We start from the raw sequence: 22,921 nt of genomic DNA, 5'->3' as shown, positions 1-22,921 counted from the left end.
TTTCTCGGGACCTGCTCACACGATGAATACGACCACCCTGACCTCGCAGGACGCCGCGCGACCCAGCGCCGCGAAGATCCGGCGCATCATCTTCGCCGCGTCGATCGGCAATGCGCTCGAATGGTTCGACCTGATCGTCTACGGCTTTTTCGCGGTGACGATCGCCAAGCTGTTCTTCCCCGCGACGAGCGAGGCGACGTCGCTGCTGCTCACGCTCGGCACGTTCGGGTTGTCCTACCTGATCCGGCCGATCGGCGGTTTCGTGCTCGGCGCCTACGCGGACCGCGCGGGCCGCAAGGCGTCGCTGCTGCTGTCGATCGGGATGATGATGGCCGGCACGCTGCTGATCGCACTGATGCCGACCTATGCATCGATCGGCATCCTCGCGCCGCTCGGGATCATGCTGTCGCGGCTGATGCAGGGCTTTTCCGCCGGCGGCGAATTCGCCAGCTCAACGGCGTTCCTCGTCGAACACGCGCCGCAGCGGCGCGGCTTCATGTCGAGCTGGCAGTTCGCGAGCCAGGGCCTCGCGACGCTGCTCGCATCGGGCTTCGGTGCGCTGCTTACGTCGACGCTGAGCGTCGCGCAACTCGAAAGCTGGGGGTGGCGCGTGCCGTTCCTGTTCGGCCTCGCGATCGGCCCGGTCGGGCTCTACATCCGCCGCTACGTCGACGAGGGAATCGAGTTCAAGACGCAGGCGCGCTCCGAAGCACCCGTGCGCGAGCTGTTCGCGGACCAGAAGATGCGCGTGCTGCTGTCGATCGGCGTGCTCGTGATCTCGACCGCGATCAACTACATGGTGCTGTACATGCCAACGTATGCGATCAAGCAGCTCGGGCTGCCGGCATCGACGGGCTTCGCGGCGACGCTTGCGACCGGCTTCGTGCTGACGCTCGTCACGCCGCTCGTCGGCCACCTCTCCGATCGCACCGGGCGGATCCGCGTGATGGCGGCCGCGGCCGTGCTGATGCTCGCCACCGTCTGGCCGACGTTCGCGTGGCTCTCGCATCACGCGTCGTTTGCGACGATGCTTGCCGCGCTGATCTGGATCGGACTGTTGAAGGCGACGTACTGCGGCGCGCTGCCGGCGCTGATGGCCGAACTGTTTCCGGCGCAGACCCGCGCGACCGGCCTCGCCGTCAGCTACAACACGGGCGTCACGCTGTTCGGCGGCTTCGCGCCGTTCATGATCACGTGGCTGATCGGCGCGACCGGCAACCGGCTGTCGCCGGCGCTGTACCTGATGGGCTGCGCGGTGCTGAGTCTCGTCGCATTGCTGGTCGCGCGCACGCGGCTCGGGATGCGCTGACCGCTCACGAAAGAAACCACCGCGCGGCAATGCGCATCGGACGCGGCCCGTCGCGGCACCGTGCCGCGCGGGCCCCTCGCCGTTTACGGCGCCGGGTTCGGCTGCCGTTCGTGCAGCGCGTCGATCTCGGCGAGGATCTCGTCGGACAGTGTCACGTCGACGCTGCCGATGTTCTCCTTCAGTTGCGCGAGCGATGTCGCGCCGACCAGGTTGCTGCGCACGAACGGCCGGCTGTTGACGAACGCGAGCGCGAGCTGCGCGGGCGACAGCCCGTGCCGTTTCGCGAGCGCGACGTAGCGCGACGTCGCTTCGACGGCCTGCGGCTTGCTGTAACGCTGGAAGCGCTCGAACAGCGTGATGCGCGCGCCAGCGGGACGCGCACCGTTCTCGTACTTGCCGGACAGCCAGCCGAACGCGAGCGGCGAGTATGCGAGCAGCCCGACGCCGTCGCGATGCGTGAACTCCGACAGGCCGTTCTCGAATGTGCGGTTCAGCAGGCTGTACGGATTCTGGATGCTGGCGACACGCGGCAAGCCGAGCTTCTCGGCCGCGCGCAGGAACTTCGCGACGCCCCACGGTGTTTCGTTCGACACCCCGATCGCGCGGACCTTGCCGGCCTTCACGAACTCCGCGAGCACGCCGAGCGTTTCCTCGATCGGCACCGTATATGCATCATCGACCCACGGATATGCGGGGCGGCCGAACGTCGTCGTGCTGCGATCGGGCCAGTGCAGCTGGTACAGGTCGACATAGTCGGTCTGCAGGCGCTTGAGGCTGCCGTCGAGCGCCTCGGTGAGGTTCTTGCGGTCGAACTGATTGCCTTCGCCGCGAATATGGCGCGGATTGTGCGGCTGCCGGGCCGGGCCCGCGATCTTCGTCGCGAGCACGATCCGGTCGCGCTGGGCACGATGCTGCGCGAGCCAGGTGCCGATGTACTGCTCCGTGCGCCCCTGGGTATCGGGCTTCGGCGGCACAGGGTACATCTCCGCGGTATCGATCAGCGTAACGCCCTGCCCGAGCGCGTAATCGATCTGCTCGTGGGCGTCGCGTTCAGAATTCTGCTCGCCCCACGTCATCGTGCCGAGGCCGATCAGGCTGACCTCGATGCCCGAATCGCCGAGTGTGCGGTATTCCATGCTGTTCCTGTCGCGTCAGTGGAAAGCAGGAACGCTATCACATTGAAGCGCGCGCTTCAGACGGCCGGCACATTGGCTTACAGGCGCCCTTCGCTGGGCACCCGGCCCGCGCTCGTACGGTCGTCCGCCTGACGTCGGGCGGCCGAGCCGGCGAATGACGCCCGCTGCGTCACTGCGGCCGCTGAATGAAGCAGGTCGCCGATGCGTGCGCAACGATCTTGTCGTCGGGCGTCTTCAGCGTGCCTTCCGCGACGCCGAGCGAACGCGACAGGTGAATCACGCGCCCCTCCGCGATCAGTTCGACGTCGCGCGGCACGGGACGCAGCATTTTCACATGCAGGTCGACAGTGCCGTAACCAACGCCCGCATCGAGCATCGAATGCACCGCGCATCCCGTGACCGAATCGAGCACCGTTGCGGCGAACCCGCCATGCACGCCGCCGAGCGGATTCAGGTGCCGGCCGTCCGCACGCGCGGACATCTTCACGTAACCGAGCTCGACGCCCAGCGGCCGCATCGGGATCGTTTCCGAGATCGACGCGAGCGGCAGATCGCCGGCCGCTGCCGCGCGCAGCAGTTCGAGACCGGACAGGGAAAGCGGATTCATCGGGTTGTCTCCTGGTTGAAAGCGCGTCGCCGCGCCAGTAAGTTCCAAATTGGAACTAATTATTGACAACCGCCCCGGGCTTGTCAACGCGGTCACGGCCCGTTGCAGCCGAACGCAAGTTCTATAATCGAACCCACTCCTTCGCTGAACCGCCGCACGAGACTCGATCATGAAATGGGATGACATCGGCACGCTGAACTGTTCGGTCGCGCGCACGCTCGCCGTGCTCGGCGATCGGTGGACCATGCTGATCCTGCGCAACGCGTTTCTCGGCTGCCGCCGCTTCGATGCGTTCCAGACGCAACTGGGCCTCACGCGCCACGTACTGGCCGAACGTCTCGCGCGCCTCGTCGACGAAGGCGTGCTGGTCAAGCGCGCATATCAGGAGCGCCCGCCACGTTTCGAATACCGGTTGACGGAAAAAGGCCTCGACCTCTACCCGGCCCTGCTCGCACTGATGACATGGGGCGATCGCTGGAAGGACGACGGCCAGGGGCCGCCGGTGCAATTGCGCCATCGCGCCTGTGGTCAGCTGATGCATGCAGTCCCGGTGTGCTCGGCGTGCGGCGAGCCGCTCGACGCGCACGACGTGCAGCCGGAGCCCGGGCCCGGATGGATCGCACGCGAGGCGACCGGACCGCTCGATGCCTGACGCGTAGCGCGGAGCGCCTGTCGTGTGCGCATGGCAGCGCCGCACGGCCGCCGAGAAGATGCAGATACCGCTCGGCACGATGGACCTCGCCACATCGACCGCGCCGGGCCGTCAGACGATGCGCGCGCATTCGCATCCGGGCGTGACCACGCCACCGTGTCTGCGTTACACTCACGGCCCGCTGTCTCAAATTCATTCGCTGTCCAAGATGTTGTCGCGCCAACGCCTCGCCGCCGCCTGTCTCGCCGCCACCCTGCTCGCCACACCTTTCGCCGCCTTCGGCAAGACGCACAACGAATCGCTGCTGCAGCAGGCGATCGACTTCATCGCGCAACTTCTGCCGGCTCCGACACATGAGGCGCCCGCCACGCAGGTCGTCGAATCTGCGTTCTCGCCCGATGGCGGTGCCGAGGCGCTCGTGCTGAAAGCAATCGGCGCCGCGCGCACCTCGATTCGCGTGGCCGCCTACTCGTTCACGTCGCCGCCCGTCACGCGCGCGCTGCTTGCCGCGAAACGGCGCGGCGTGAATGTCGCGGTCGTCGTGGACGACAAGGGCAATCGCGCGAAGAGCAGCAAGCAGGCACTGAACCTGCTCGTCAACGCGGGCATCCCGACACGCACGATCGACGCCTATGCGATCCACCACGACAAGTATGTCGTGGTCGATGCCGAACATGTCGAGACGGGCTCGTTCAACTACAGCGCGTCGGCAGCCAGCCGCAACTCCGAGAACGTCGTCGTGGTCTGGAACAATCCGCAGCTCGCGTCGCGCTACCTTGCGCATTGGCAAAGCCGCTTCGACCAGGGCACGCCGTACCGCTCGTCGTACTGAGCCTTCGAACGCTGGAGATCGCCACGCACCGCGCGCATGCGGCGCGGCCGACGCGCATCGTTGCATGCTTGCGCGCCGCGATGTCGTCGATGATCGGTGCGCATTGCATGCCGCTCAATCTGGCCGAATGGCCTGCGCGCCGCGCGTGACGGCGCCGCGATCGGTGGAACCGGTCGAAGAAATCAATGGATGTCGGGCGATCGCTCCGAGAGCTGCGTGGTCGCGACACACCGGCTCGCATGCGCGCGCGCATCGCTGGCCGAAGGCTTCGGTCGATCGCGAGCCCCGCCCGGCAGCGCGCCGAGTACGCAGTCCGCACTGAAGGTCAGCGTGTCCTGGACCATGGGATAGAGCAAATACAGCGCCAACGCGAGATACCCCGCGTACAGAATTCGGACCATGGTGCGGTGGATGGGCGATTGATCTTGCCCTGTTTACGGCATCGCGCCGGAGAGCTTGAGCCGCCGGCTCTCAAATTGCACGTCCGGCGGCAACGCACGACACGCGAAGCATTCGCGTCGCGTCGACATGGCAACGCCGGACAACGCGGACGTGGCAGCGCGATGCCGAATGCGCGATACTGTCCGGCGTGCGCTCGTCGAGCGCGACGATATCGGCAGAAATGCGCCGACGGGCTTGCGCACGCTCGGCGCGACATACAGACACGATCGATGACCGGCTCCGCAGCCGGGACCAGAGACAAAGGCCCATGCAGATTGCTCCCAAACCGGTCGACGAGGCGGCCCGGCTCGAGACGCTTCATTCACTGTCGATCCTCGACACTCCGCCGGAAGAACGGTTCGACCGTCTCACGCGCCTCGCGCGCCGGTTGTTCGACGTTCCAATCGCACTCGTCAGCCTCGTCGACGAGAACCGCCAGTGGTTCAAGAGTCATTCGGGTCTCGACGCCACGCAGACCTCGCGTGATGTTTCGTTCTGCGCACACGCGCTGCTCGCGGACGAAACGATGGTGATCCAGGACGCGCGCAACGACGATCGCTTCCACGACAATCCGCTCGTCACCGGCCAGCCCGGCATCCGCTTCTACGCGGGCCGGCCGCTTGCCGCGCCGAACGGCGCACCCGTCGGCACGCTGTGCCTGATCGACACGCGACCGCGCGAACTCTCCGTCGACGACCTCGCGCTGCTCGGCGATCTCGCGCATATGACCGAGCGCGAAATCGCGGCGCTGCATCTCGCGACGACCGACGAGCTGACCCAACTGACGAACCGGCGCGGCTTCGAGATTCTCGCGCGCCACGTGCTGAGCCTCTGCGAGCGCCTGGGCCGGCACGCGGTTCTGCTGTTCTTCGACCTGAACGACTTCAAGGCGATCAACGACCGCTTCGGACACGCCGAAGGCGACCGCGCGCTCAAGGTCTTTGCGGACACGCTCACCGGTGCGCTGCGCGACAGCGATGTAATCGCACGGCTCGGCGGCGACGAATTCGTCGTGCTGCTGAGCGCCAGCCATCCGGCCGACGTCGGCGAGCCGATCGAGCGCGTCACGCAGGCGCTCGCGCTGCGCAACGCGGCCGACGCACGCGGCTATTCGATCCGGTTCAGTGTCGGCTACGTCGCATACGATGCCGCGCGACATCGCGCGGTGGCCGACCTGCTCGAATCGGCCGATCGCCGCATGTACGAGGACAAACTGCGCGGCAAAGCCGCCGGCGCCTGAGCGCGGACGAATCGCTCGCCGATACGCATCGATGCCGCGGCCGCAAGCCGCGTTCAGTCCGATACGCGCCGCTCGGTCAGCTTCCGCACGGCGGCGCGCTCGCCATCGCTTCCGCGATCTGCTCGGGCGTCAGGTCGCGCTGGTGGGTCGCGATCGACCAGCGATGGCCGAACGGATCCTCCACCTGGCCATAGCGATCGCCCCAGAACATGTCGGCGGCCGGCATCCTGACGGTCGCGCCGGCCGCGACGGCCTGCGCGATCGCCGCATCGGTGTCCGGCACGAACAAGTGGAGGCAGACCGGCGTGCCGTTCAGCGTCTTCGGCCCGAGTGCACCGTGCTCCGGCATTTCATCGACGAGCATCAGCGTCGAGTCACCGATTGCAAGGCACGCGTGCGCGAGCCGGCCGTCCGGGGTCGGCAGGCGAAATCGTTCGGTCGCGTTGAACGCACGCTTGTAGAAGTCGATGGCTTCGGCGGCGCCGGCGCAGATCAGATGCGGGGTCAGCGTGCGCATCCCTTCCGGGATCGGGTTGACGGACGTGGCCATGAGTGTCGCTCCTTCAGTCGATTATCGTGTCGGAAATCGGGACGCACGCACGATGCGCACGCCTCCGATGCTACGACGGACGGGCTCGACGGAAATCGACACGCTTGCAGACATTTTTTCTAGATTTGCGGAAGGTCACGCAGCGTACGCGACTCGCTCGTCGCATCGATATCGAGCTCGATCCCTTCCGACGCGTCGCGATAGAGCACGCGCTTGAGTCTCGGCCCCACCGCCGTCCCGTCCGCTTCGTCGAACACGGCGCGAACGTCGTCGCCAGCCGCAAGCGCGCGCGCAACTTCCGCCACCGACGCCTCGCTCGGCGTCGCCGCCCACGACCGGTCCGCCGGATTGACGGCCGCCCAGCGCACGTGCGTCACACGTGCGCTAAGCACATCGATTCGGACACCATTCACCGCGAACATCGACATCGGGCTCTCCTTCGAAACGATTGCGGCCGGACGAACGCCGGACGATGGAAACCGGCGATGGCGCGACAGCACGCGTACTCGACCGCCACCGGGCCTGCCGATCGATCATCCCCGCACGCGGCGTCGGCCAACGCGGTTTTCGATGATACATTGGGACGCTTTGCAACCGTCAACAGACAATCGTGCACGGGAGAAACACATGACCGACGCCTGGGGAACCTTCCCAGCCAGAATGGGCGACCATCAGGCCTTCATCAGCTTCAATCACGGCTTTGCCGAAATCGCCGAAAGCGATCCGCGCACGTCGCTGCTCAGCGTGCGTGTCGCGCTCGAACATCCGACGCCCGACGGCCTGCCGAGCAGCGACGAGTTCGCCGGTCTGACGAAAATCGAGGATCTGCTGGATGCCGCAGTGACCGCGAAAAACGGTGTGCAGGTCGGCCGCATCACGGTCGACGGCAACCAGGATTTTCTGTTCTACGTGCCGTTCGACGAGGAAGCCGCGGCCGGGATCGTCGACTCGCTGGCCGAGCACACGACCTACGCGCTTCAGTACGCCTACCAGGACGATCCGGACAAGGAAACGTACTGGCGCACGCTCTACCCGACCGACGACGACTGGCAACTGATGCGCGACATGCGCGTGCTCGATGCGCTGCGGCAGAAAGGCGACGCGAGCGACGTGAGCCGGCGCGTGATGCACTGGGCCTACTTCCCCGACCCGAGCGATGCACACCAGTTCGCCGACTGGGCCGAGTCGAAAGGCTATCTGGTCGAATCGGTCGCGCCGACCGAGGACGGCAAATCGGCCGTGCGGTTTGCGCACGAAGGCACGATGGCGCTGGCCGACATCACGCGCCATACGCTCGACATCAATCGCGAGGTGCGCTCGCTCGGCGGCGAATACGACGGCTGGGAAACCAGCGTCGAGCAGACGGGTTGATCCCGCCGACACGCGTGTTGCACGCATGTCGGTCCTTGACGGGTGCGGTACAAAAAACATCCCGGCAGCGCGATGGCGCGCCGCCGGGATCAAGGCATCGCCAGCCGTAACCGGCGATGGGCCCAAGCAAGCGCTCAGGCACGAGGAAAACGATTCATGCGGATCGGGCGAGCGGACGCCGTGGCGCGAGACACCGCTTGCCGAACGCCTGTCCGTTTCCGCCGACGCAGCTTGCATGCGTCGTGCGGGGAAAAAGCCCCCGCTCCTGCGCGAGCGAGCGGGGAAATGGTTGACCGGGCCGGGGTAGAACGGTCAACCGGCCAGATTGTGATCGTGGCCCGCGCCACCGTCTGTGCGGCAACTCACCCTTTCAACGGGAAAGCCCGCGTGCCTGCTGCCGAGTGCAGCACGTCAAGGCCAAGGCGCGACAATCGCGCCGGCAGTCAGCAGCGCTCTTCTTTTTCATGTGTCGAGCCCCGGCGTTTTTGATTTATATCGGCGATTTTTCAATCGCGCGTCAGCCTCCGGAAACTCGCATGCATCGTCGAAGTCGCGTCACTCCGCTTTTCGTTGAATCAGCGGATTTTCTTTCCGTATTGTCGTGACACGAGGTTTCACGATCGAGATCACTCGCTTTGGAACGGCGCGAAACCCGACGTTACGCCGGACCGTCCGTGAACCATCCTGCAACCATGTCGATCCAGTCGAAATCGCTGACGATTTCAACGATGACATCGCTGACGATTTCCGCGGTTGAAGCATCGCTGTCGACCGCACCGGCGGCAGCACCGGTTGTGGCAGCCGCCGGCGTCGCGGGGATTTCGACGGGCGGCGCGCCCTGCGGGCAGACCAGTTGCTCCAGCCAGTCGACGATACTGGCGCGCGCATCGTCCTCGTCGGCGAAATCGTTGCGTTTCAGAAAACGGTCGAGCACGACCCACGCGTACGTCTTGCCTCGCGAAATGGAATCCAGTTGCCAGTCGACCACGGCGACTCGCCCCGTTTCCCGCGTTTCGAGTGTCGACGTGAAGCGATAATCGAGATATTCGATCTCAAGTTCCGGCGACATGATTTTCTCCGGCCAATCCGCCCTCTCGGTTCTTATAGTGCGTTGCGCTATTCCGGCTTCACGCGCTGCGTGAATCTTGTGTGAATTCCGGGCTGCACGTCATTCCGCCACGCAGTATCGCGATATTCTCGCGAGCTGTCGATCTCGACTGAAAATAGATGGCCGCCCCGTCCGGTATCCATTGCGCGATCGATTCCGCGCCGCGTCCTTACCGCTCACGATTCCATCGTCGATTCCTGGTATCTGCCTGCTCCGCGGCTGCAGTCGCGATCGCGCTGCTACACTCCAGCCACAACAATCGCTTGCCCCCCAAGGAAACAATGTCACTCGCCCGGGCACAACATGATGGCGTCGATGTCTGGATCATCCAGCTTTCGGGACATGCCGCTTATGCCTCTACGCACCTCAAGCGGGTGTTCGCATCCGACGACTCGCGACATCGCGTGGTGACGGTCAACCTGACGAAGCTGCTCGCCTGCGCCGATCGCGACACGACCGACTATGTGCTGCCGTCGGTTGAATACTGGGCGCCCGGCAAGGCCGTGGGTATCCGCGACTTCCTCGACCCGGCCGATGCCCGTATTCCCGAGATGCCCTTCATCACCTTTCGCGAGACGCGAACGCGGACGCTGTTCGGCATTCCGGGGCTGTCGAAAGTCGGCGTCGCGTCGTTCCGAAACGGTCAGCACCGCGCGCGCTATCTGGCGTATGCCGGGGCGACGAGCCTGCCGGTCGAGGTGCATGAAACGGAGGCGGATTTGCTCGCGCGGTATTGCAGCGAATAACGGACGCGGCGCTTCATTGCACGCGGAACGGGTCGTGCACCGCGCGACCGTGCGAATCGATGCCGACTGGCCGCTAGGCCTAGATCACATAGATCCGGTCGCTCACCTCCGTCCGGCCTATCAAGCTGGTTTCGACGGCCGCCAGTCGCCAGCCATTGTGCTCATAGAAGCCAATGGCGCGGACATTGTCCTCAAGCACAGAAAGATGAACCCTGTCCACGCCGATATTTCGCGCCCACGCGCGCACGAATTCGATCATGCGCTTGCCGGCCCCTTTTCCATGATGCGCAGGATGGACGTGAAGGCAATCGAGCAGGACGCCGCGCTCCGGATCGACCGATCTTTCGGCGCTCACGAATCCGATGGACATACCGTTCGATACCGCGACGAGCACGAGGCCCCGTTCGGTTTCGCTGCGGTCGAAGTAGTTTCGCCATCGCGTCGCGTGTTCCATCGGTACTTCATCGAACAGATAAGCAACAGGCAGGATATGGCGATATGCGCTCTGCCAGCTCAGCGTGTGCAAGCGAGCAATGTCGTCTGCGTCGTGTGGTGTCGCGCTGCGTAGCATGACGAGTCGGTTTTCCGGCATGCGTGGGTCGGTCCCGTTGTGCGATGGAGGCCGGGAAAGTGTAGCAATCGCAAATGTTTCGACGGTGGGTTGAATCGCGACTCGCACAAGATGCTGTACGAGCGCACCGCTCGCAAAAAAATGTCCCGACGCCTTCCGGGTCGTCGGGACAGAACGGCCCTGCAAAGCTGAGGGCACGAGGAACCGAAATATTACACGGATGTAAGACTGTGAGGCTTTGGCGGTTGGTGCCAAGACACTGGCCTATTCCGCCAATCTGCAGATCGGTCCGGTTGTCTCGTCGAGCACTGCGCTGACGCAGTTGTTTCCGACATCGACAAATGTCGCGCGCTGACGCCCTGGGCTTCTTACGTTCAAGAAGCGACGCTGGTTTCAGCTCAGCGGCCGATGTTTGAAGAGTCAACACACAATAAGTCGGCGATGGATTAGTCGCGCCTCAGTTTGCGCTTGTGGTTGGCGAAGCAGCCATCCCGCTGCAACAACACGTGAATCCGGCGATAGCCGTAACGACGCTTCTGCGCGGCGACGACCATCATCCGGCCAGTCAGCGCTTCGTCGTCAACTCGGCGGCGTGATTCGTAATAGAACAGCGAGCGCGAAATCCCTACCAGCTCGCAGGCCCGGGTAACACCCATGGCGCGTTCGGTCATCAAGATTCGGACCGCTTCGCGCTTGGCCTGCGGGCTTGCTACTTTCGGGCCAACAGGTCCTTCAGCGCGGCGTTGTCGAGCATTGATTTGGCCAACAGGCGCTTGAGCTTGTTGTTCTCCTGCTCCAGTTCCTTCAATTGCTGCGCTTCGGAGACCGTCATCCCGCCGAACTTCGCTTTCCAGTTGTAGTAGGTCGCTTCCGAGATGCCGTACTTGCGGCACAGCTCCGCCGGCTTCAGGCCAGCCTCGGCTTCCTTCAAGATGCCGATGATTTGTTCTTCGGTGAATCGCTTCTTCATTGCCGTTCCTCTCTGGAACGGACTCTACACTGTCACCGCACTAAACGCGGGGAGCAGGTCACGTAAACAAAAACGCTGCCTCGGGCGGCCACGTACACATAGCGCTCTGTATGGAGAGCGATCCGCGGGTAGTCTCGCACCGTGTAGAATCCCACCGAAATCGAGACCCACCCACAATGACGCCACAACCGCGAACATCAAAATTTGAATTTGTAGACGGACTTCGCGGCGTCGCAGCCCTACAAGTCGTCCTTCTTCATTACGGCTCAGCGTTCTTACCAGTATTCACGCGCGCCGGTTTGCCAGAGCATTTCGCTTGGGAAAACGCCGCGTCGAATTCTCCGCTGTTTGTTGCCTTCCAAGGATATGTGGCAGTCTACGTATTCTTTATTATGAGCGGATTCGTGCTTGCCGGCTCTTTTCTAAACTCGACTTCATCAATTGCAACACAAGCACTCAAGCGATCACTGCGACTTTATATTCCAGTAGCAGCATCGCTGATTATTGCCGCGCTTCTGAAATTTTTTTTCCATGGCGCACGACTACACGCAAGTGAAATTTCAGGTTCAACGTGGCTAACGCATCTGTGGAGCAACGATCTAATTCCATCACTATTCGCAAAAGAACTAGCCATTAATTCGATGCTTTTCGGATACGGCCAATCATCTATCTTCTCACATATCAGATTCCTCACATCCTCCGAAACACTAACCCCGTTGATACACTCGACGAACCCTCCCCTGTGGACTCTTCATCTTGAATTCTGGGGGTCGCTCATGCTATTGGCGGTGGCATTCATTATTCGGTCATTTCCGAAGATCATCGCGCGATTCGCCATGCTGATGATATTCGTGACCGCGGGCACTAGCTTTTTGTCTCTATTCATGCTCGGGTTCGTTGTCTACCAGAGAGTGCATACGAGCAATCTTAGAGCTTCACTGCTCCACTCGACAGTTGGGCTAACCATGCTGGCGGGAGGGATCTTGTTGGCGTTTATTCCGATGGAGCATCAATTTCAACAGATATTAGATTTCACGAACCGGATGCCGGTTATGAGTGCAATTAACGCATTCCAACTCGAATGCCAAATCAGTGCAATTTTTATTTTTCTCGGCGTACTTTTCTGCAAGGGGGCGCGCGAACTCCTGTCTTCGCGCATACCTCAATGGCTTGGGAAAATTTCATTTAGTCTTTACCTAACCCACTTCGGCATCCTGCTCACATTGGGATGCGCTGTATTTTCATGGATCCGGCCATTTGGATATATGACAGCTGTTATCGCCTCGACCTCGGTTGGACTGACGGCCTCGCTCCTTATTGCGGTCCCCTTTTACAAATACGTGGATCGCACTTCGATCCGTATTTCGAGGCGGGTGGCTCATTACCGACACCATGGTTTCCGTGTCAATCGCCAATCGATCGAGCGGTGAGCAGCTTCCCGTCGAAGCGCGAACCTAACTCCGGTTGCGGCTCCATCTCCGTAACGTCAATCCATACAAGGGACGGATGAAACATTTCGCTTATGTTCCCGTCCGTTGCGAAAAACTCGAACACCACACCGTCCTGAATTCTTGCGTATGTTCTCATCACGCAAACTCCTCAACAATGACGATACCGTCGGCCCCGCGTCCACCTGAGAACGCCGGTGAATTGACGCCCGAGCATGCACCGCCACCACCGCCGCCGGGAGATTGTGAGTCCGCTCCGCGCGCCGAATTCGCATAGGGAAGCCCTGTTCCACCGCCAGCACCACTGACCCCATAGCTGGTAGTCATCGATAGGCCATGGCCACCGACACATCCCTTCTGATTGATCGTTCCGCCAGCGACAATTCCCGATCCGCTGCCAGTTACGAGGTATGGTGATGCCGTTGCCGCAATAGCGCCGCCGCCCGAACCACCGGTCGCCGAGAGCAGCGAGCCGAATGAACTTGCGCCACCATTTGAGCCGATGTTGTTCCCTGCTACGCCACCGGCTCCGCCGCTTCCTACGACCACGGAGACCCCCGCGAATCCCGCGGTGAATAGGCCTTCTGCATAACCACCCGCCCCGCCTGCCGTAGACGTCGTAGTTGCTGTTGCGGCGGAACTTCCCCCGCCTCCTCCACCAGCACCGATGACGCGCACACGGACCTTGTTTGTGCCAGCCGTAGGCGTATAGACGAACGTCCCCGCGATCTGAAATACCTGCGTGTTGCGCAGTCTGCCCGGCATCGACTTCTTGAGATTCGCCAGAAGCGTCGCCGTCGTACCATCATCAATGGCGTCCTGGCCTGTCATATCGACGATGAACTGCGCCAGCACGGCCGCCATAATCGAGCTCTGGCGCCACACCTTGTTGAGCTGCTGCGATTGCGCGGTGCCGCTTTGGAAGCCGGTGAGCAGTGCCGAGAGTGCCTCGTAATCGGCCTGCGTCATCACGTTCGCGTTGGCAGCGGCCGCAAACGCCTTGAAGTTGTTGTTTGCCATCTGTGCTCCGAGCAATAAAAAAAGCCGCGCGTAGGCGGGTCATGGCGATAAATGCGTTGGGATGCTCAGGCTGGTACGCCCCATGCCCCGGTATCGAAACCGGCGATGTACTGGTTGTTGACGTCAAAAACCGAACAGCGGCTCGTTGTCGACGCTCGAGACTATCGTGTAGTTGACGCGTACTCGAGCTCGCCGGGCGCGGCGTCAACACACCGTGGCCATGGTCAAACGTCTGGCTTGGCGCCACGATCGTTGACCAGGTCGAGGCTGATCGCGACGTCGAAAAGCTGCTCATGACACCCGCGTGCCGCCGCTTTCTATCCATGGAGCCGCTGCTTGGTCCGGTCGATCTTCGAGCGTGGTTCGATCCGACTGGCATCTGCTGCATGCAGGAAATGCAGTCCTGCGAGGACTGCCCCGCCGACGCGCCATGGATTCACGGCCCGACCACCGAATATGCGGAGGATGGAACTGGCTACCGTTCGCCGGAAATCGACTGGGTGATCGTGGGTGGCGAAAGTGGCCCTGGTGCGCGGCCGATGCATCCCGACTGGGCCTGCTCGCTTCACGACCAGTGCGTGACATACGGCGTGCCGTTCCTGTTTAAGCAATGGGGGGAATGGGTTCCGATGATGGGCCACGCCGAGGGTGTACGCGTGCGCGGTGGGAAATTTACGCACGGTGACGGAACGATCATGGGCAACGCTGACAAGCATGCCGCCGGCAGGTTGTTCGAAGGCCTCACCCATGATGAATTCCCGGAGGTGCCCCAATGCCGATCGTGACGAACGCCGAGCTCGTCGAGTTGACGGGCGGCCTGAAACAGGGAGCGGCACAGACCCGCTGGATCAAGAAGGCGCTCGGCATCGATGCGCCGCGCAAGGCCGACGGCCATCCGATGCTGACGTAGGAGCAGGTCAATCAGCCGCGCGCCGAGGCGACGCCGCGCACGCAGCCAAAATGGAGACGCGCAGCATGAAGAAGCACCGGGAGCGCGATGGGCTCCTGCCACGCATGGAGGCCCGGAAACGAAAAGAAGGCTTCACCTACCACCGCTATCACCCGGTAGGCAAGAAGCCGATCAACCTCGGGCAGGACCGCCTGCTCGCGATCCGGAAGGTGCTCGACATCCTCGGCGCCGGCGACGACGTTGGCACGATCGCGCGCCTATGGGAGCAGTTCCAGGAGACGCCCGGCTGGTCGCGCTACTCGCAGTAATCGAGCAGATCGAGATCACGCCGGCGCTGACGGAGCTGATTGGCCGCCTGTGCGCCGTGCGGAAGGATGACTGCCTTTACGTGTTCTCGAACCGCTACGCGACGCACTACACGCCGGCCGGATTCAAGGCGATGTGGTCGAAGCTAATGACCGACGCGCTGCAGGAAAAGGTAATGGCGAAGCGCTTCACGTTCCACGACCTGCGGGCCTATTACGTCACCCGATACAAGGCCGAACACGGCGCATTGCCGGATCTGCACACCAATCCGGCGACGACTGCGCGTGTCTACGATCGAACGAAAATCGTGAAGCGCCGAGGCATGTAATTCCCAATTTGGGAATTCCAAAACAAAAACGGCACTGGATAAAATCTCAGTGCCGTTTCTAACTTCTTGATACTGCTATGAATTCTTTGGGGTGGCTGATGGGACTCGAACCCACGACAACAGGAATCACAATCCTTATACATTCCCACGAAAAATCAATGCATTACGCAAGGACGTTGGAACGTGCGACCATCGCTCAGTCTTGTGTAGCGTAGGCTAGTTCGGCCATCTTCCAGCAAAAATAGCCATCGATTTCCCCTGTCGCCAAGGTTCAGATATGATCCATCTAATCCGGAAAAAGCTGCCGTCATTGGGGAATGTAGATGCCTGACTGCACAACAATCGCCACTGCCCATAGTGCCCTGACGTCAATCCCCGACGTAGTCTGGTCAGGAATTGTTGGCTCCCTCATCACAGTGCTGGGCGTTTTGATAACAAACTTCGGCCTGTCACGGCGACATACACAGCAGCTCGATCACGACACCAGGCAGAAGGCGATCGAACGCGAGATGCAGTTGCGAAGAGACATTTACATTCCAGCTATCGAGTCCATTTCATTAGCGTTTACCACGATGGGGTCAATGTCCGATCCCGCTGTATTGCAAGCGAAGGTCACAGACTCGTATAGCGAAATGGTCGCGAAAACTTCAAAGGCGAGTGCTATCGGCAGTCACGACACCGTCACCGCACTTGGCAGTCTGGCCGACGCTATGCGTTTGATGTTCACCCAACTTCTCGTGAGCCGTCAGCCGCTATTACAAGCTCACGATCAGATGGTCGCTGACAATTCAATTGTCGAGCGGGCTATCGGCGACCATGGACGCTGGGTGCAAATGCAGACTGACATGTTGTTTCAAGGGCCGCTGGATCCTCAGAAAGCCAGTTTTCTCCAAGCACAGATCAATTTCACGCAGGAGCAGATCAACCATTGGACTGCTCGGCGCGAAGCATCAGCGTTGAGATTAAGTGCTGCTCAGATAGAATTTCTTAAATCGTTACTTCAGTTTCAGCCCGACGTGGCTAGGAAGGTCATAGCCGCTATCGCTGCTATCCGCGCAGAGTTCTCTATTGCTGGTGACAACCCGGCCACACTCCAACATGTATACGCGCAAAACGCAGCGAATGCAGAGCGCTTTCTCGCAGAAATGATAGCGAAATTTGAGGCGCAGTTTCAGGCACAGCAGAACGGCGCGTGATAATTTCTTCCTATCGCAGCCGAACGAGCGCCACATGTACAATTTGCGTCCCGTTGGATTCGGCATAAATCTGTATCAGCTCGGCTCGAACACCGTATCGTGCGCCGGGTAAAGCTGCAGCGTCGCCCTAACCACTTCGGCGTTTGACGCCATCAGCCCTTCCTCCAAGTCTTTCGGCCACAGGATCCCGATCGATCGGGTGATGGGATTCGGGGCATTACGCGGCGAACGACCCGCCTGAACGTTGCCATTCATTCCGCCCGCCCCCTTCCACTGTCGAGTAAAGAGAGGTAACGTCTCACGAACACAACAATCAGGGCTACGGGGCAATGAAGTTCTACTGGGTAAACGTCGGGCTGACCATCAATGAAGTTCTCAGCGGTAATTTCCTCTGGGCACCACAACACACGATCACTCAGTCCGGGAAGGAACAGCGCTTAGAGCACTGGGACAACGTGGCGGCTGTTAAAGCGGGTGACTTGATCTTCTGCTGCCATAGCCAACGGATTTCTCATATCGCTAGGGCGGTCAAGGATTCGTATTTGGCTCCGCGTCCCCCGAGCCGCTCCTTCTCCGAATGGAATGCCAGTGGGCACCGAGTCGATGTCGAACTGACGGAACTAAAGACGCCTGTGTTTCGTGACGAAGTCTCGGGTGAGTTCATATCCCGGTTCGACCACCGCACGTCACCCCCTCTATTCACAAGCGCCGGAACGCTCAAGCAAATTTATATGGCGCGTTTGCCGCAAGATGCCGGCACGTACCTGCTCGAGTCGTCGCAGATGATCGAACGCTTCGAAGACGCGCTAGTAACGGATGGTGGCAACGGGAAGAAGGTATCGAAGACAACCCGCGATGCGATCGTAAAGGCCCGGGTTGGCCAGGGCAAATTTCGGGCAGACCTGCTCAAGAGGTGGGACAACCAATGTTCACTCACTGGCCTTGCAAACACCGACCTTCTCATAGCATCACATATCCACGCTTGGAGCCTGAGCACGAACGACGAGCGAGTCGATCCGGACAACGGCTTGTTACTCGCACCACATATTGATCGGCTGTTCGATAAGGGGTTGATTTCGTTTGACCAGAACGGTGGCCTGCTGATCGGGTCGCAGTTGTCCCGCCACGACCAACAGGTCCTTGCCCTGGATCGTCACCGCGGGCTGCGCAAGGTCACAAAAGGCAACAAAACCTTTCTGGCACGCCACCGCTCCCGATACAAGTTCGACTAGTTCAATCCGCATTTGAAGATCCGTTCCACTGGATACAACATCGGTCAACAAATAGGTGCGCCGCGATGTGACGCGTGTTTATGCATATCGTCAATGATGTTGGTGCATCCAGTGACAATGGAGGCGAAGGCAAAAATGCCATGTTTACCGTTTTCATTCAACGCTGCATCCATCGCGATTCACATGAAACATGTTTATATTCGTTGACGAATCTGGGACGTTCACATTTTCCGATAAGGAGAATGCTTGGTGTACGATCGCCGCCTTCGTTTTACCTGAATCTAAGCGGCGTCCATTGGATGCGCTGGTCTCAAAATTGCGATTCACGCACGGCGCAGGGCGTGAAGTCAAACTGGGTGCAATCCCGGAACGCGATTTCGTCAAGTTCCTGACCGAACTCAAAGCGTTGGGTGGTATAGCATTTTCCGTAGCCGTCGACGTTAGCCTGCATCGTCGCGATGAAATACAGCATCATCAGCAACTTCAGGTCGCGAAGATCAGGAAGAATGTAGACCACATGGTGTACGAAGGAGGCCGGAAGGCGGTCACAGACCTTGCCGATAAGATCGGTGCGCTGCCGTTGCAACTCTACACGCAACTCGCTCTGCAGGCAGAACTCATACACACCGTTGTGAAGTATGCCCCTGTATACTACGTGCAACGAGAGCCGGCAACTTTGGCTCACTTTCGGTGGCGCGTGGACCAGAAGGATCGAATACCGAATCCGTATGAGAACGCATTCAAGAGTATATTGCCGGGAGTGCTTCAAACTAAGTCTCTGCGAGATCCAATGATCGTTCTTGAAGGTGAAGATTACCGTCACTTCAAGCGATTCGAGTATGAACCCGGCACTGAACCAAACTATCTCAAAGAGACTTACGGCTTGGACGTTGACACGGGCAGTGGAAACGTCGCGAATATTGGGAAAATGATCAACGATGACTTCAAATACGTAGACTCGCAGAAATTCTCCGGCGTTCAGGTAGCAGACTTGATCGCCTCAGGCGTACGTCGCGTCCTTCGATCAAACTTCGACTCTCCCGAGAGCGTTGCGTTGGCACTGGGCATGAATATGCTCCAGGCCCCAAAGGGCGAGACGACTGTTCGGTTGCTATCGCTAGATCAGGAGGGGCTAACCAATGAAAAGGCGACAGCGTTTGTGCAACTCATGAACAGATACTCTCGACCATTGTTGAAGAAATAGTCGAGTCGATGCGAGCAAACAGACGTAGCTCAAATCACGCCGGCTCTGCCGCCATGTCCGCGGCCGGAAAGAGTTGCAGCATGGCGCGCGCCGCCTCGACGTTCGACGTCGTGAGCCATTCATCCCAGTCTTCTGGTTGCATGATGACGACCGAGCGCTTCTCATCGCCGGGCCGGTGCATGTGCTTCATGATCGGATGCTCGTCGGCGTTCACGGTGATCATCGCCATGGTGTGACGCTCGACGTCATCCGGGTACTGTAGCGTGCGCCAGATGCCAGCGACGCAGAGTGGCCGCCAGCCGGCCAACCCGATCCGGTAGCGCACGTGCTTGCCAGTCTCCCAGTTGGGCTCGTAGATCCACTTCGCCGGAATCAGGCAGCGGCGCCCCGCGCGCCATGCCGGCGCGTACAGCGGCGACTTCCCGAGGTTGTCGTCGCGCACGTTCATCGTGCTCCGCATGATCGGCGGTTTCTTGCCCTGCTCCTTCGCCTTCTCGACGTTGGCCTTCTGCAGCGCGCGTGGCCAGAAACCGAAGCCGGCGATCAGCGGCTTGAACTGCCCGTCGATGCTCGCGACGATCGGCGCGTCATAGTCCTGATAGATCTCAGGCTTCCACGGATGCCAGCGGTACAGATCGACGAAGCTGTCGATGCGCAGCTCGCTCAGCCCGGGATCCTCGCCGGGCGCCACATAATTCGTGCACATTGCCGTCCCCGATTTTCATCCTTGACGGAACCATCTTACCCCGGGATACACTGTATATCCATACAGCATAATTTCGCCCGACCATGCTTCGCCAGCCGCTCCCATCCTTCCAATCGCCGACCAATCGCGAGCTACGCCAGATGTGGCGGCGCTACCCGGAGGGCCATGAGGTACGACGCCTGATCCTCGAGATCGCCCGGTGTCGACGCCAGTTCAGGGACGCGGAGAACCTGCGCCAAACGGTTCAGAAGGTCTGGTCCGAAGACGTAGGCGGCCACCTCGCGGCTCTCCATAAGCTGCGATTGATCTTGCAGGATGAGGCTAGGCAAGCCGAAGACTGAAGCGATGAAGGATGGAAGCCTCTATCCAGGCAATCAGTGAGGCGCCGTCAGCGCGTCGTAGTCGCGTTCGCACTGCTGGCCGGCGATGCGGGCGCGGTCAGCATACTCTGCCAGTTCGCCCGCGCGTTGGTCAGCGCGGCCGAGCACGTCGGCAAGCAGATCAAGGGCGTCTCCGGTTGCCGGGCTTGCGGCGGAAGCGGCGGAATGGCGGGCGGCTGCGACGAGCTGGTCGACACGCTGGTGCAGGCCGCCAGCGGCAGCGCGAGCAGCAAAAGCATCCGCGAGTGCGGCAGTACGCTGTTGGTTCGCATCCTTTGCGATCTCCGATTGTGCCGCGATGCGGCGTTGTTCCTCGGCGCGCGCGGCTGCGACGGCGTCGAGCTGCGCCTTCTGCGCCGCCGCGGCGGTGGTGCGCACGCCGTCGGCGTGCCCCTTGAAGTACCCGCCGGCGAGGCCGACGATCGCCGCCAAAATGACGGCAAGCCATAATCGGGCGTCGAGCCAGGTCATTTCCGCTCCTTCGCATGCAGCTGCTTCAATTCGTCCGGCGAGTAGACGAAGCCCGGCAGCAGGAACGCCTGCACGCTCCAGACCGGATCACTTTCTTCATGCCGGCCGTGATCCTTGCCCCGGTGATGGAGCGCGCACAGCAGCAGTTGGTTGTAGGTCGAGTCGACAAATGCCTCCGGCCGCGCCGGGTCGAACGCCTCCCAGTCGAAGCCCTGCGTCAGCTTGATCACGTCCCAGACCGGGTGCTGGCGTGGGATCGGCACAACGCGCTGCAGCTTGTGGCTGAACATCGTGTCGATCTGGTTCAGCGCAACGCCGCGGATCCACTTCCAGTCGATCGCGTGCGAGAACGCCCACTCGAAGAACCGGTGATGCGACTCAACAGCCTGGTCATCACCACACACCGCGCAGACGTAGCCGCCGGCCGCCTTCATCGTGCGCTTGCTCGCGCGGAACGTCGGCGATTCGGTGCGCGGCTCGTGGTCGGGATAAAAGACATCCTCCGCGAGCGTGCGTCGCGTCTCATGGGTTTTCGTCGTCATAGGCCGCGCTCGCACAGTGCACGCTCTTCAGCGCGTCGCTTCACCAGACCCGGCAGCACACGGCCGCCGGCTGTCACCCACTGCGGCCGGCCGTTATCCGCCTCGTTCAGTGCGCGGCACGCGCCCTTCCAATCGCCCGCGTTGAACCGCTTCGCCGTCGTGCTGCCACAGTACGCGCCCGCGCCGACGTTGTAGGCGAAGCTGACCGCGGCCGCGAGCTGGTACGTGTGCCCCTTCAGAACCGGCGTGCACTTCAGGACTGGCTCGGCGTGCTGGATGAGCCGTTGCTCGAGGCGCGTACGGCATTCCTCCGGCGTGAAGCGCTGGCCGGCTCGCACGTCCTTCGTGTCGCCGTTGCACGCCGTGACGATCCCGATCGGATCCGGCCGTGCGACGAGCTCGAGCCCCTCGAACTTCGGAACCATGGAAAAAAGAAGGGCTGCCGCAGCAGCCCCCACAACACCAGCGAGTGTCTTCTTCGGTACGTTAGCCATCGAGCAGTGCCCTCTTCCCCTTGTTCTTGATCAGGTAGTACGCCTGCAGGCCGATGTACGCGATCGTCGCGACGGCTACCCACCAGTTGATGTCGTGGCTAGTCAGCCACAACCAGAAATTGCTCCCCACTGCAGGCGCCACCTTTGCAGCGCTCGTCGCGAGATCGCTCTTCATCGATTCCCCGTAAACGAAAAACGCCGCTCGTGAGCGGCGAATTGAAATTCACACGAAACAGCGTGTGAATGAAACGTCTCTGCTTTCCCCGCGCATCTATTCCCATATGGAGGTTCGCTACAATGTCGACCAAACTGCGTAAACCCAAAGGAAGCGCCGCTATGAAAGGCGTTATCGCGTCTCTGCTGGGGACGCTCGTTGTCTCCTGTAGCGGATGTGGGGGTGGCGGAGACTCGGCAGAACAAAACCCGACCAACTCGGCTCAACAGACGTCACCACCATCTCCGATGACGCGCCACATCACCATTGACGCCGAAGGCGACTCCCTAATCTGGGGATATGCGGGCACTGCTGCGAACGGCTCTTATATCCAGAGCTCCAGCAACGCTGTCGCCGTCCTGCAGGAAGATCTTCAGGCGAAGCTCGGCAGCACTGTCGCGGTTCAAAACAACGGGTCGTCGGGGGCGAAGGCGATCGACTCCCTGGAGGGTACGCCTCCCTACTACACCCAACCATTCGCCACGCGTCTGGCCGCCAACAGCACAGCGCAAATCGTGCTCGCGAACTATGCGGTCAACGACTCGATGGGCCGCACTATCGACCAGTACGCTGCAGACCTGACGAACTGGATCGCAGTCGTGCGAGCAACGGGCAAAACGCCAGTCCTCGAGGAACCCAATCCCGTCTGTGATCCAAAAATGCCAAACGTCGGCGCCTACGTCAGCGTTATGCGCGACGTCGCCAAACAGCAAGGCGTGACACTTATCGAGCATTACGATTTCATCGCGAGCCTGCCAAACTGGCAGTCCATGCTCATAGACTGCGTCCACCCGAGCGATACCTTGTACAAGATCAAGGCGCATCGAGAGGCTGCCGTTCTGATGCCGCTGGTGCAGTCCATGCAATAGCCCGCATTGTGCGAAACGCCACGACGGCTACGTAGATGCAAGGCAATGCCCTGTAAAATTGCCGTTTT

The 22,921-nt window shown here is 61.1% G+C and carries 28 protein-coding genes and 2 pseudogenes; 15 read left to right on the top strand and 15 right to left on the bottom strand.

The window, feature by feature from the left end; genetic code table 11:
- The first annotated feature begins 22 nt into the window (after positions 1 to 22).
- Entirely contained in the window at positions 23 to 1,309 is a 1,287-nt protein-coding gene (locus WI26_RS07580) for an MFS transporter (protein WP_059537328.1), read from the top strand.
- An 83-nt stretch (positions 1,310 to 1,392) separates the two neighbouring features.
- On the opposite strand, the gene WI26_RS07575 is transcribed toward WI26_RS07580, so the two are convergent.
- On the bottom strand, positions 1,393 to 2,445 hold the full coding sequence (locus WI26_RS07575) for an NADP(H)-dependent aldo-keto reductase (protein ID WP_069225637.1): 1,053 nt from the start codon (positions 2,443 to 2,445) through the stop codon (positions 1,393 to 1,395).
- A 169-nt stretch (positions 2,446 to 2,614) separates the two neighbouring features.
- A complete protein-coding gene (locus WI26_RS07570) occupies positions 2,615 to 3,052 on the bottom strand; it encodes a PaaI family thioesterase (RefSeq protein WP_059467572.1) in 438 nt (145 codons plus the stop codon).
- Positions 3,053 to 3,221: 169 nt separating this feature from the next.
- Here WI26_RS07570 and WI26_RS07565 point away from each other — a divergent pair, with 169 nt between their 5' ends.
- Both WI26_RS07565 and WI26_RS07560 read left to right on the top strand, forming a co-directional pair.
- Positions 3,222 to 3,704, top strand: a complete 483-nt coding sequence (locus WI26_RS07565) for a winged helix-turn-helix transcriptional regulator (protein WP_069225636.1) — start codon at positions 3,222 to 3,224, stop codon at positions 3,702 to 3,704.
- 208 nt (positions 3,705 to 3,912) lie between these two features.
- The gene (locus WI26_RS07560) at positions 3,913 to 4,536 is read left to right on the top strand and encodes a phospholipase D family protein (protein WP_059467574.1); all 624 of its coding nucleotides are present in this window, start codon (positions 3,913 to 3,915) and stop codon (positions 4,534 to 4,536) included.
- A gap of 182 nt (positions 4,537 to 4,718) precedes the next feature.
- Here WI26_RS07560 and WI26_RS32655 read toward each other — a convergent pair whose 3' ends face one another.
- Entirely contained in the window at positions 4,719 to 4,937 is a 219-nt protein-coding gene (locus WI26_RS32655) for a hypothetical protein (RefSeq protein ID WP_059467575.1), read from the bottom strand.
- 308 nt (positions 4,938 to 5,245) lie between these two features.
- Between WI26_RS32655 and WI26_RS07550 the strand changes: the two genes are divergently transcribed.
- Complete coding sequence (locus WI26_RS07550) at positions 5,246 to 6,217, top strand: sensor domain-containing diguanylate cyclase (protein ID WP_069225635.1); 972 nt, start codon at positions 5,246 to 5,248, stop codon at positions 6,215 to 6,217.
- Between the two features lie 76 nt (positions 6,218 to 6,293).
- Here the strand turns inward: WI26_RS07550 and WI26_RS07545 are convergent, their stop codons facing one another.
- Both WI26_RS07545 and WI26_RS07540 read right to left on the bottom strand, forming a co-directional pair.
- Positions 6,294 to 6,767, bottom strand: coding sequence for a VOC family protein (locus WI26_RS07545; RefSeq protein WP_069225634.1), 474 nt, complete (start codon positions 6,765 to 6,767; stop codon positions 6,294 to 6,296).
- A 119-nt stretch (positions 6,768 to 6,886) separates the two neighbouring features.
- Positions 6,887 to 7,195 (bottom strand): hypothetical protein, encoded by a 309-nt coding sequence (locus tag WI26_RS07540; RefSeq protein ID WP_059467577.1) that lies wholly within the window; start codon positions 7,193 to 7,195, stop codon positions 6,887 to 6,889.
- A 199-nt stretch (positions 7,196 to 7,394) separates the two neighbouring features.
- Between WI26_RS07540 and WI26_RS07535 the strand changes: the two genes are divergently transcribed.
- Complete coding sequence (locus WI26_RS07535; protein WP_069225633.1) at positions 7,395 to 8,138, top strand: DUF695 domain-containing protein; 744 nt, start codon at positions 7,395 to 7,397, stop codon at positions 8,136 to 8,138.
- A gap of 658 nt (positions 8,139 to 8,796) precedes the next feature.
- On the opposite strand, the gene WI26_RS07530 is transcribed toward WI26_RS07535, so the two are convergent.
- A complete protein-coding gene (locus WI26_RS07530; protein ID WP_236849302.1) occupies positions 8,797 to 9,126 on the bottom strand; it encodes a hypothetical protein in 330 nt (109 codons plus the stop codon).
- Between the two features lie 401 nt (positions 9,127 to 9,527).
- Between WI26_RS07530 and WI26_RS07525 the strand changes: the two genes are divergently transcribed.
- Positions 9,528 to 9,992, top strand: coding sequence for a plasmid fertility inhibition factor family protein (locus tag WI26_RS07525; RefSeq protein WP_069225631.1), 465 nt, complete (start codon positions 9,528 to 9,530; stop codon positions 9,990 to 9,992).
- Positions 9,993 to 10,071: 79 nt separating this feature from the next.
- Here WI26_RS07525 and WI26_RS07520 read toward each other — a convergent pair whose 3' ends face one another.
- Positions 10,072 to 10,584 (bottom strand): GNAT family N-acetyltransferase, encoded by a 513-nt coding sequence (locus tag WI26_RS07520; RefSeq protein WP_069225630.1) that lies wholly within the window; start codon positions 10,582 to 10,584, stop codon positions 10,072 to 10,074.
- Between the two features lie 434 nt (positions 10,585 to 11,018).
- A pseudogene (locus tag WI26_RS32935) lies at positions 11,019 to 11,533 on the bottom strand (transposase); the annotation flags it as partial.
- A gap of 176 nt (positions 11,534 to 11,709) precedes the next feature.
- Here WI26_RS32935 and WI26_RS30970 point away from each other — a divergent pair.
- The gene (locus WI26_RS30970) at positions 11,710 to 12,963 is read left to right on the top strand and encodes an acyltransferase family protein (protein ID WP_167359240.1); all 1,254 of its coding nucleotides are present in this window, start codon (positions 11,710 to 11,712) and stop codon (positions 12,961 to 12,963) included.
- Between the two features lie 156 nt (positions 12,964 to 13,119).
- Here the strand turns inward: WI26_RS30970 and WI26_RS32930 are convergent, their stop codons facing one another.
- Positions 13,120 to 14,001 carry a hypothetical protein gene (locus tag WI26_RS32930; protein ID WP_236849301.1) on the bottom strand — a complete coding sequence of 294 codons (882 nt, stop codon included), beginning with the start codon at positions 13,999 to 14,001 and terminating at the stop codon, positions 13,120 to 13,122.
- Positions 14,002 to 14,225: 224 nt separating this feature from the next.
- Between WI26_RS32930 and WI26_RS07500 the strand changes: the two are divergent.
- The 5 genes and pseudogenes from WI26_RS07500 to WI26_RS07485 all read left to right on the top strand — a co-directional run.
- Positions 14,226 to 14,786, top strand: a pseudogene (locus WI26_RS07500) (DUF5131 family protein); the annotation flags it as partial.
- Complete coding sequence (locus WI26_RS30960; RefSeq protein WP_081334241.1) at positions 14,774 to 14,911, top strand: DUF4224 domain-containing protein; 138 nt, start codon at positions 14,774 to 14,776, stop codon at positions 14,909 to 14,911. The pseudogene WI26_RS07500 and the gene WI26_RS30960, both read left to right, overlap by 13 nt.
- A gap of 65 nt (positions 14,912 to 14,976) precedes the next feature.
- On the top strand, positions 14,977 to 15,219 hold the full coding sequence (locus tag WI26_RS07495; RefSeq protein WP_155768745.1) for a hypothetical protein: 243 nt from the start codon (positions 14,977 to 14,979) through the stop codon (positions 15,217 to 15,219).
- Complete coding sequence (locus tag WI26_RS07490) at positions 15,171 to 15,545, top strand: hypothetical protein (protein WP_236849300.1); 375 nt, start codon at positions 15,171 to 15,173, stop codon at positions 15,543 to 15,545. The genes WI26_RS07495 and WI26_RS07490 overlap by 49 nt, the downstream gene beginning before the upstream one ends.
- A gap of 323 nt (positions 15,546 to 15,868) precedes the next feature.
- Complete coding sequence (locus WI26_RS07485) at positions 15,869 to 16,741, top strand: hypothetical protein (protein ID WP_069225624.1); 873 nt, start codon at positions 15,869 to 15,871, stop codon at positions 16,739 to 16,741.
- A 75-nt stretch (positions 16,742 to 16,816) separates the two neighbouring features.
- On the opposite strand, the gene WI26_RS07480 is transcribed toward WI26_RS07485, so the two are convergent.
- The gene (locus tag WI26_RS07480) at positions 16,817 to 16,996 is read right to left on the bottom strand and encodes a hypothetical protein (RefSeq protein ID WP_069225623.1); all 180 of its coding nucleotides are present in this window, start codon (positions 16,994 to 16,996) and stop codon (positions 16,817 to 16,819) included.
- Positions 16,997 to 17,070: 74 nt separating this feature from the next.
- On the opposite strand from WI26_RS07480, the gene WI26_RS07475 reads away from it, so the two are divergent.
- Together WI26_RS07475 and WI26_RS32155 are read left to right on the top strand one after the other, a co-directional pair.
- Entirely contained in the window at positions 17,071 to 17,973 is a 903-nt protein-coding gene (locus tag WI26_RS07475; RefSeq protein WP_069225622.1) for an HNH endonuclease, read from the top strand.
- 190 nt (positions 17,974 to 18,163) lie between these two features.
- Positions 18,164 to 19,177 carry a DUF3800 domain-containing protein gene (locus WI26_RS32155; RefSeq protein WP_155768744.1) on the top strand — a complete coding sequence of 338 codons (1,014 nt, stop codon included), beginning with the start codon at positions 18,164 to 18,166 and terminating at the stop codon, positions 19,175 to 19,177.
- 34 nt (positions 19,178 to 19,211) lie between these two features.
- Here WI26_RS32155 and WI26_RS07460 read toward each other — a convergent pair whose 3' ends face one another.
- The 5 genes from WI26_RS07460 to WI26_RS07435 all read right to left on the bottom strand — a co-directional run bounded on the left by WI26_RS07460 (position 19,212) and on the right by WI26_RS07435 (position 21,900).
- Entirely contained in the window at positions 19,212 to 19,883 is a 672-nt protein-coding gene (locus WI26_RS07460) for an SOS response-associated peptidase family protein (protein ID WP_069225619.1), read from the bottom strand.
- A gap of 374 nt (positions 19,884 to 20,257) precedes the next feature.
- The gene (locus tag WI26_RS07450; protein ID WP_069225617.1) at positions 20,258 to 20,734 is read right to left on the bottom strand and encodes a DUF2514 family protein; all 477 of its coding nucleotides are present in this window, start codon (positions 20,732 to 20,734) and stop codon (positions 20,258 to 20,260) included.
- On the bottom strand, positions 20,731 to 21,276 hold the full coding sequence (locus tag WI26_RS07445) for a hypothetical protein (protein ID WP_069225616.1): 546 nt from the start codon (positions 21,274 to 21,276) through the stop codon (positions 20,731 to 20,733). Before WI26_RS07445 ends, WI26_RS07450 begins: the two co-directional genes overlap by 4 nt.
- Positions 21,273 to 21,770 carry a lysozyme gene (locus tag WI26_RS07440; protein ID WP_069225615.1) on the bottom strand — a complete coding sequence of 166 codons (498 nt, stop codon included), beginning with the start codon at positions 21,768 to 21,770 and terminating at the stop codon, positions 21,273 to 21,275. The genes WI26_RS07445 and WI26_RS07440 overlap by 4 nt, the downstream gene beginning before the upstream one ends.
- Positions 21,763 to 21,900: a hypothetical protein gene (locus tag WI26_RS07435; RefSeq protein ID WP_227747606.1), complete on the bottom strand. Its 138-nt coding sequence runs from the start codon at positions 21,898 to 21,900 to the stop codon at positions 21,763 to 21,765. The genes WI26_RS07440 and WI26_RS07435 overlap by 8 nt, the downstream gene beginning before the upstream one ends.
- Before the next feature lie 167 nt (positions 21,901 to 22,067).
- Here WI26_RS07435 and WI26_RS07430 point away from each other — a divergent pair, with 167 nt between their 5' ends.
- Positions 22,068 to 22,853: an SGNH/GDSL hydrolase family protein gene (locus WI26_RS07430; protein ID WP_167359239.1), complete on the top strand. Its 786-nt coding sequence runs from the start codon at positions 22,068 to 22,070 to the stop codon at positions 22,851 to 22,853.
- Positions 22,854 to 22,921: the final 68 nt, after the last annotated feature.

Origin of the sequence: Burkholderia diffusa, assembly GCF_001718315.1 — a bacterium.
Classification (GTDB): Bacteria; Pseudomonadota; Gammaproteobacteria; order Burkholderiales; family Burkholderiaceae; genus Burkholderia; species Burkholderia diffusa_B.
Note: the sequence above shows the minus strand (reverse complement) of the source record. Positions and strands in the feature narration are given on the sequence as shown.